Annotated in this window: 5 protein-coding genes and 1 pseudogene; 4 read left to right on the plus strand and 2 right to left on the minus strand. The window is 68.8% G+C overall.

Annotation, left to right across the window (positions count from 1 at the left end):
- The first annotated feature begins 177 nt into the window (after positions 1 to 177).
- Together ACH34W_RS51125 and ACH34W_RS51130 are read left to right on the plus strand one after the other, a co-directional pair.
- Positions 178 to 2,010, plus strand: coding sequence for a tetratricopeptide repeat protein (locus tag ACH34W_RS51125; RefSeq protein WP_395968550.1), 1,833 nt, complete (start codon positions 178 to 180; stop codon positions 2,008 to 2,010).
- A gap of 144 nt (positions 2,011 to 2,154) precedes the next feature.
- On the plus strand, positions 2,155 to 2,652 hold the full coding sequence (locus tag ACH34W_RS51130) for a hypothetical protein (RefSeq protein WP_395968551.1): 498 nt from the start codon (positions 2,155 to 2,157) through the stop codon (positions 2,650 to 2,652).
- A gap of 101 nt (positions 2,653 to 2,753) precedes the next feature.
- Here ACH34W_RS51130 and ACH34W_RS51135 read toward each other — a convergent pair whose 3' ends face one another.
- Entirely contained in the window at positions 2,754 to 3,560 is an 807-nt protein-coding gene (locus ACH34W_RS51135) for a hypothetical protein (RefSeq protein ID WP_395968552.1), read from the minus strand.
- 124 nt (positions 3,561 to 3,684) lie between these two features.
- Between ACH34W_RS51135 and ACH34W_RS51140 the strand changes: the two genes are divergently transcribed.
- Complete coding sequence (locus ACH34W_RS51140; RefSeq protein ID WP_395968553.1) at positions 3,685 to 5,241, plus strand: alpha/beta hydrolase; 1,557 nt, start codon at positions 3,685 to 3,687, stop codon at positions 5,239 to 5,241.
- 34 nt (positions 5,242 to 5,275) lie between these two features.
- Here ACH34W_RS51140 and ACH34W_RS51145 read toward each other — a convergent pair.
- A pseudogene (locus tag ACH34W_RS51145) lies at positions 5,276 to 5,647 on the minus strand (BTAD domain-containing putative transcriptional regulator); the annotation flags it as partial.
- A gap of 652 nt (positions 5,648 to 6,299) precedes the next feature.
- On the opposite strand from ACH34W_RS51145, the gene ACH34W_RS51150 reads away from it, so the two are divergent.
- Positions 6,300 to 8,066, plus strand: coding sequence for a helix-turn-helix domain-containing protein (locus ACH34W_RS51150; protein WP_395968554.1), 1,767 nt, complete (start codon positions 6,300 to 6,302; stop codon positions 8,064 to 8,066).
- The last annotated feature ends 121 nt before the right edge of the window (positions 8,067 to 8,187 follow it).

The following is an 8,187-nucleotide window of genomic DNA, read 5'->3' on the forward strand; positions in this document are numbered from 1 at the left end:
ACGGGCACTGTCACGATGAGGGGGCAGGCCAGCGCCAAGCACTTCGGCTGACCGGGATCTTCGAGACCGGCTCCCGCGGCGCGTGGTTGGGCCGCGCCGCGGGAGCCCTTCCCTTCGTCCCCTGGAGGCCCTTCCGCCCCTCGCTGGAGGCCCTTCCTTCCTACTGGAGGCTCCTGCGTGAACCGCGATCGTGTTGTCAGGATCAGTGCCGACCGCCGGTTGCGAGGCCCCTATACGGCGGGCGGCGCCCTGCTGCACACGCTCGTTCCCGAGGCGCTCGACGCCCGGCCGGGGTCGGTGGCCGAGCACGACATCGAGATCCGCACGGTGGCGCCTGACCTGCGCGACCGCGTGCACGCCCGGCGGCAGCCGCTCTCGGCGCACCGGCCCCGGGCCGAGCGCATCCTGGTGCCCGCCCCCCGCCGGACGTTGCGCATCGCCAACGGCGTCGCCGAGTTCGTCCGCGACCACCTGGCCCGGACCGGCCCGCTGACCGTTGAGTTGCTCGACTACGCCGAGGCCGATCCGGCCGATCGTGAGCTCGTCGCCGTGCTGCGCCGCCGGGTCCCGCGCGAGCTGCTCACGATCGACACGTTGCGGCGCACCGGCGCCCGGCGCGGGCCCGAGCCGACCCCGGCGGGGCACGATCTGCGGGCGGACGAGCTGATCGCACAGGGGCTGATCGGCCCCCGGCTCGGCGCGGTGCCGCGGCACCGCGAACATGGGACCGATCCACGACGTGCAGCCGAGGCTTACCATTTCGCCACTCAGTGGTGCCTGGAGCAAGGCTGTCATCACGCCGTGGCCGAACTCGGGCTGCGCGGCCTCACTCTCGCGGACCCCGATGCCGCGCCGGAGACCTGGTGGGGCCTGGTGCACGACACCGCCATCGCGCTCGGTGCGCTGGGCCGTGAAGACGAGGCCGAACGGGTCCTGATGGAGGCGCGGGAACGCACCACCTCCCCGCTCTGGCACTCGACGATCGCCTACACGCTGGCCATGCACGCCACCCGGCACCATGATCCCGCGCGCCGCGACCTCGACGCCGCGCTCGGCTGGGTCAACACCGGCATCGCGCTGTGCGGCCTCCTGCCCGATCCCGCCGAACGCGCGGTCAAGCTCGGCTTCGACCTCAACGGCAGGGCGCTGATCGAGACACGCCGCGGCCATCCCGACCGCGCGCTGCGCCTCGTCCAGCAGGCCATCGACATGGCCGACCGGGATCTGCCCGACGACACCCAGCCGGTCCACAAGATGGTGTTGCGCGCCAACCGGGCGCAACTCTACGAACTGCTCGGCCGGACCACCGACGCCCTGCACGAGTGGGACGCGGTCATCGCCGCCGACCCCGCGTACCCGGACTACTACATCGACCGCGGCAACCTGCTCTACAAGCTCGGCCGCGCGGCCGCCGCGGTCGCCGACTACGAGACGGCCATGGAGACGGGCCTGCCGTTCCCCGAGCCCTACTTCAACCGCTCGCAGGCCCGGTTCGCCTCGGGCGACCTCGCCGGCGCGCTCGCCGACCTCGACTACGCGCTCGAACTCGACCCCGGATTCGCCGAAGCCCACCCCAACCGGGCCGGCATCCTGGTCGCACTCGATCGTTACGAGGAGGCGCGGGCCGCCTGCGCTGCGGGGCTGTCCCTCACCCCGGACGATCCGTACCTCCGCTGCGTGCTCGGTCAGGTTGAGGTTGCGGCGGGCCACCACGACCTGGCCCGCGACGCCTTCGACCGGGCCATCACCCAGGACGCGTCGATGGCCATCGCGTGGGCGTGCCGGGGGGATCTCGCGTTCAAGATGGGCGACCTTCCCGGCGCCGTGCACGATTTGAGCCGGGCATTGGAGCTCACTGACGAGGCGGCGGCCGAGACACCGGCGTTGTTGTTCAACCGCGCCATGGCACTGCGCGCCGCAGGCCGGGAACACGAGGCGCGGGCCGATCTGGAACGCGCAGGGAAACTGGCACCGGGCGACGAGGAGATCCAGCAGGAACTGGGGCAGTAACGGTCATCGTGCGCGTCTCCTGGACATTTCTACTTACTGTCAGGCCATTCGGTTTCGACCGTTTCCGGCCATGCACTACCCATGATCGAAGGTGATCCCTACGGTTTCGGTGGGGGCCAACGCAGTCCACAGAAACGAGGGGATATGAGGACGATCCAGCGACTCGCGATCGGTGCGTGCACGGGGGCCGTGGCGCTTACGTCGTTCGTCGGAACGGCGAGCGCGGGCACCGACACCGTCACCGTCCAGTCGGGGTCCGCCGCCGCGCCCAAGATCATCAAGTGCCGGGTTGTGGCGCACAACCCGCACTACTCGCACCACGCGCACGCGGCCGACAAGCACCGGGTGAACATCGTCGGAACGGTCAAGTGCGACAAGAGGGTCGCCAAGATCCGCATCAAGGTCGTTCTTTACAAGGGCAAGAGCAAGAACAGGCTCTACAAGTACAAGGAAAGCGCCTGGAAGGCCAACTACGGCAAGTCTTCCATCGGCCACAACGCCGCCCGCCGGTGCGTGAAGAAGCAGTACTACAAGGGCGTCGCATACGCACAGGTCACCTTCCCTCCCGGCTACAGGCCGCCGGCCGCTTCGGGTAAGGCATGGAGTAAGACCGTCTATATCAGCGCCTGCAAGAAGCGTTGATTAGGACCGTCTATATCAGCGCCTGCAGGAAGCAAGGCAGCTAAGCACGGCGATTAGTGCGTACAAAGGCCCTTCCCGCCAGGGAAGGGCCTTTCGTATTGTCAGTCTGCCTCGATCGCGAAGGCTTCCAGCCGCTCGTCGGCGACCAGCTCACGGATCAGCTCGGCGCTGCCGCCCACGTACGTCGAGTCCCGGTCGATGTCGGTCGCCACGCACCAGGCGCGGTCGTCCGGCCAGAAGAGATTCGGCGACTGGGGGAAGAAGAAGTAGCTCTCGGTCGCCGCCCCCAGCCCGTACGCCGCCTCCAGCGGGCCGGTCAGCAGGTAGTAGTCGCGCGTCGGCAGATGGATCAGAGGAGCGTCCTGGAGCCTGCCCTCGAACGTCAGGCGAAGCCGATCCGGATCCGCGTCCGCCTGCGCGTCCGGGGCCGCGTCGGGCGAGGACGACGGCTCGTCACCCGCGCTCGCGGCGAACACGACGGACGAGCTCTGATCCTCGTCCTCATCGTTCAGCCAGCCGAATCCGTCCCACAGGCAGAACCAGCACCGCCCCGGCGTCTTGGTATGCCCGGCCAGCACCTCGCAAAGGTGCGGCAGCAGGTCGAGCGGGAAGGACCCGGGCTCCGAAGGCTCGTCCCACGGCCTGTCTCCCGTTCCGCCCTGAGGGCCAGGTGTGGAGATCTCCGCGAAGTCCGAACGCGCGTGCAGGTCGCGCCCCGCCCAGTCGGCCACCTTCGCCCACTGGACGTACTGCTCCGACTGGTCAAGCGCCGGATGCAGAACGCGGGCATAGGCCTCGAACACCTTGGGCATCTCCAACTCCCCGATGCCCTGTTCGAGCCATCGGGCCGGAGCCAGATCGGTGACCAGACGTGCCCGCGCGGACGTGTTCTTCGTGTCGGATCCCATGGCCGCCCCTCGTCGACGCTTGGCAGCCTATGACAGCTGTCATGTGCTCACCAGGCAGAATCCACGCCGCGCCGATGACTCGGGTGACTACTGCCGATCAAGCGTTCAAACCACGCTTTCATCTATGAAAGCGACAAACGGGACAAGCAGGAAAGTCACGCAGGCGGTCGGCATCCTCATGGCCACGGCGCTGGCCTCGACCGGTTGTTCGTTGATCGGCTCCGATGACGGCGCCGACCCGAAGAAGCCTCCGACCGCCGCGCTCAAACAGTTCTACACACAGAAGATCAACTGGAAGGACTGCGGCCAAGGCTTCCAGTGCGGGACGATGAAGGTCCCCCTCGACTACTCCAAGCCCGGTGGGGAGAAGATCGACATCGCGGTCAACCGCCTGCGTGCTTCAGATAAGCGGCAGGGCTCGGTGCTCCTCAACCCCGGCGGCCCCGGCGGATCGGGCCTCGATGCCGCGACGAGTTCCGGGCCGACCATGGACAGGCAGCTCCGGGAACGGTTCGACATCGTCGGCTTCGACCCGCGCGGCATCGGGAAGTCAACACCCGTCAGCTGCCCTTCGGCTTCGACTGACGACGGGACGACCGCCGGGACCACGAGCGGCACCAGCACCACAGTTGCCACCGGCACCGATGTCCAGCTCGACACCGAGACCCAGCTGGCGTTGCAGGACGCCCGGCTGACCGCCGCCGCGTGCCAGAAGACGTCGGCTCGGCTGCTGCCGCATGTCGGCACGGTGAACGCGGCGCGCGACATGGATGTGCTGCGTGCCGTCCTGGGCGACCGTCGCCTGAACTATGTGGGCTGGTCGTACGGCTCTGACCTCGGCGCCATGTACGCGGACATGTTCCCGGACCGGCTCCGGGCCATGGTCCTGGACGGCGCGACCGACAGGTCCAAGGGATTCCTGCAGCGACGGGTGGCCCAGGCCAAGGCGCACGAGGTCGCGCTGCGAGCGTTCGTCGCGGACTGCCTCAAGGCGGCCGACTGCCCGCTGAAGTCCGCCGGAACGGTCGAAGCGGGGGTCAAGCGGATCACCGAGCTGCGCCAAAGTGCAGACCTGAACCCCCTCTCCAACACCACCACGGACGGCACTTCGCTGGACGGCACGGCTGTCACCGGCGCCCTCGGTAGCGCCCTCTATAACAAGGCGAGCTGGCCATCGCTCCGAGCGGCGCTGACCTCGGCGATCACCAACCGTGACGGCACCGCCCTCTACGAGTTCATCCTCACCAGCCCCGAAGCCGATCTCGGGATCGGGCAGTTCGAGGCGGTCACCTGCGCCGACTATCCGCGCGTCGATCGTGCGACCGCGCTTCAGGCCGCGGAGAACGCCAAGCGGGAAACGCCGAACTTCGCCGATCTGGTGAAGACGTCATGGACGATGTGCGAGTCCTGGGCGGCTCCAGCCGCCAAGCAGATTCCCGTGCCGCGCGCCAAGGGATCCGCACCGATCCTCGTCGTCGGGACGGCGAACGACCCGGCGACGCCGTACGAGGCATCGAAGACGCTCGTCAAGCACCTGGATAATGCCAGGCTGATGAGCTACGACGGTTCAGGGCACACCGCCTACTTGGCGGCCGGCTCCAACTGCATCAACGACCGTGTCCACCGGTACCTCATCGAGGCCAAGCTCCCCAAGGAGGGCATCCACTGCTCAGCGATGTGACCAGACTCTGTAGCGCGGCGCCAGTAGACATCGGCTACTGGCGCCGCATCATGGGCGGTTGGTCCTGGCCACCGGATGCGCGATCAGCGGGCACGTCGAGGGCCGGGTCGTAGGTGAGCATCGCCAGCTCCAGCTGCCGCAGGGCGGGGCCTGGATCGAGTCCGAGCTCGTCGGCGAGCAGCGTGCGGCCCGCGCGGCAGACGCCGAGCGCGTCGGCGACCCGGCCGGTGCGGTAGAGCGCCAGCATGAGCTGGATCCGGAGGCGTTCCCGGAACGGATGCGCCGCGACAAGGCCGCGCAGTTCGCCGGTGAGCGACGCGTGCCGCCCCAGGGCGAGCTCGGTGTCGAAGAGGTCCTCCAGCACCCCGAGCCGCATCTCGGACAGGCGGATCGCCTCGGCGTGGACCGTGCGATGTGGTCCTGACCCTCGCGCCGTCCACGCAGAGCAGCGCGGCCAGCAGGTCGCGTTGCTTCGGCGGCAGCTTCAGCTACGTCGCGCCCTCACGAACCTCAGGCGGTCCCAGTACGTGGAATCTCATCGGTCGAACCGTTCCTCGGCACTCAGCAGGAGTGAATCCCGCGCAATGGCACGCCCCGAACGGTCTTGGGCGCACTGGTCCCCGGCGTTCGCATCCCGGGCGGCGACACGCATCGTGTGCGTGGTCCGTTCCGGGCGGGCCGGTTCCCTCACGACCTGACCTATGAGCCCGGCCAGAGGCACGGGGAGGCCCCAGACCATCACTCTGGTGGAAAGGGGGCCCCGCACGCCGACACCGGACTCAGCGTCCTAGATCGCATACGAAACGTACAGGATCGGTCACGCATCTGCCAAAGATTCGTGCACAGCGCTCGCCCAAGTGGCCTTATTCACCCTCAAGCACACTCAACACAGCAAACAGTTTGAACCCCCTGTGTCGTCATGAACGGATCACCGGTTCCGCGCGGGTTGGCAACCGTTTTCCGTGGACATGCCCCGGCGGTGATCGGCCTCTAAGGTTTAGGTCGTCTCGGGATTTGTCCGTCATGGGTGGGCGCGAGCGCCGGACAACGGGGATGACGTGGGAAGACCCGAACGACCGCTGGATCCGCACGCCGGTCCCGTCGAACGGCTCGCCTGGGAGCTGCGACGGCTCCGCGAGGAGGCGGGTCGCCCGAGCTATCGCGAGCTCGCCCAGCGTGCCCACTTCGCGCGCAGCTCCCTCGCCGAGGCCGCCACCGGTCTGCGGTTCCCGACGCTGGAGGCCACGCTCGCGTACGCGACCGCCTGCGGTGCGGACCGCGCGGAGTGGGAGAGGCGCTGGCGGGAGACCGAGGCCGAGCTGGCCCACAGCCGGCGGCGGTGCCCCTACCCGGGCCTCACGCCGTTCGGCGGTGACGACGCCGATCTGTTCTTCGGCCGCGCCGCCCTTGTGGATGATCTGCTCAAGGCCGTTGAACGGGCCCGGCTCATCGCCGTCTTCGGCGCGTCTGGCAGCGGCAAGTCGTCGCTTCTGCTGGCCGGTCTGCTTCCGGCTCTGGCTGCGGAAGGGATTCCCACTGCGGTCATGACCCCGGGCAGCCATCCCGCCGCCGAGCTCGCCCGTCACCTGGAGTCGCTCAGCACCGATGCCCTTCTGGTCGTCGACCAGTTCGAGGAGGCCTTCACGCTCTGCACTGATCAGGAGGAACGATCCACGTTCCTGGCCGCCCTGATCAGCGCGACCACCGGCGAGCAGCCGATCACGGTGGTCCTCGGTGTCCGTTCGGACTTCTACGGGCACTGCGCCGCCGAGCCGGAACTGGCGGCGGCCCTCCCGGACGGCGTGCAGCTGCCGATCGGTCCCATGTCGCAGGAGGATCTGCGTGCCATCGTCGTCGAGCCGGCCGCCAGGGTGGGGTTGAGCGTCGAGCCGGATCTCGTCGCCACCGTCGTCGCCGAGGCCATGGGGCGGCCGGGGGCCCTGCCGCTTGTCGCGCACGCGCTGCGGGAGACCTGGCGACGGCAGCGCGGCGACACGCTGCGGCTGGCCGACTACGAGGCGGCGGGCGGCGTCGGCGAGGCGATCGCCAAGACCGCCGAGTCGGTCTACGAGGAACTGGACGAGCCACGGCGCGAGATCGCCCGCAACGTGTTCCTGAGGTTGACGGTCCTGGGCGAGGGGACCGAGGACACGCGCCGCAGGATCGACCGCGAGGAGCTGACCGGCCTCGCCGACCCCGGTGAGATCGACACCGTGCTGGAGGCGCTGGCCGGCGCGTGGCTCGTCGTCATGGACGAGGGCGACCTGGAGATCTCGCACGAGGCCCTGATCGATGCCTGGCCTTGGTTGCGGGAGTGGCTGGACGAGGACCGGGAGGCGCTGCGGCGGCGTCAGCGGCTCACCAACGCCGCCGCCGATTGGGACGGCCACGCCCGGGATCCGGAGTTCTTGTACCGGGGCTCCCGGCTGGCCGAGTGGGACGACGGCGATTCCGGCGGGCTCAACGAGGTGGAACAGGCGTTCCTCGATGCGGGTCGACTGGCTGAGACGGAGCGCGTCGCCTCCGCCCGCCGCCGGCGACGCCAGCGGACGGGTGTCCTGGGGATCGTTGCGATCGTCGTCGGCGTGCTGGTGGTGATCGCCCTCGTTCAGGCGGACCGCGGCGCCGATGATCGTGACCGCGCGTTCTCCCGCAAGCTCGCCACGGAGGCACGGCGGCAGCTCACCCTCGACCCGGCGCTGGCGCTGCTCCTGGCGACCAGGGCCTACGAGACCGCGCCCACGGCCGAGGCTGACAGCGTGCTCCGACGGAGAGTGCCAAAGGCGTGGCGTTCTCTCCCGACGGCCGGTCGCGTGCGGGTGTGAGAAGTAGTTCCCTGGTTTCGTGGTTTTGTGTGGCTTTTGTGTGGTGTTCGGTGCTGTGGTTGAGGTGTCACGTATCACAAAGCGTCGCTGTTGTGTGACTGTGTGTTTGCTGGCCGGTATC

It is taken from the genome of Actinomadura sp. 6N118 (assembly GCF_044326415.1).
Taxonomy (GTDB): Bacteria; Actinomycetota; Actinomycetes; order Streptosporangiales; family Streptosporangiaceae; genus Spirillospora.

What these genes read in the sequence shown, in the direction of transcription:
- ACH34W_RS51140 (WP_395968553.1), top strand. Translation starts at nt 3,685, where the DNA reads ATGAAAGCGACAAACGGGACAAGCAGGAAAGTCACGCAGGCGGTCGGC.
- ACH34W_RS51130 (WP_395968551.1), top strand. Translation starts at nt 2,155, where the DNA reads ATGAGGACGATCCAGCGACTCGCGATCGGTGCGTGCACGGGGGCCGTG.
- ACH34W_RS51135 (WP_395968552.1), bottom strand. Translation starts at nt 3,560, where the DNA reads ATGGGATCCGACACGAAGAACACGTCCGCGCGGGCACGTCTGGTCACC.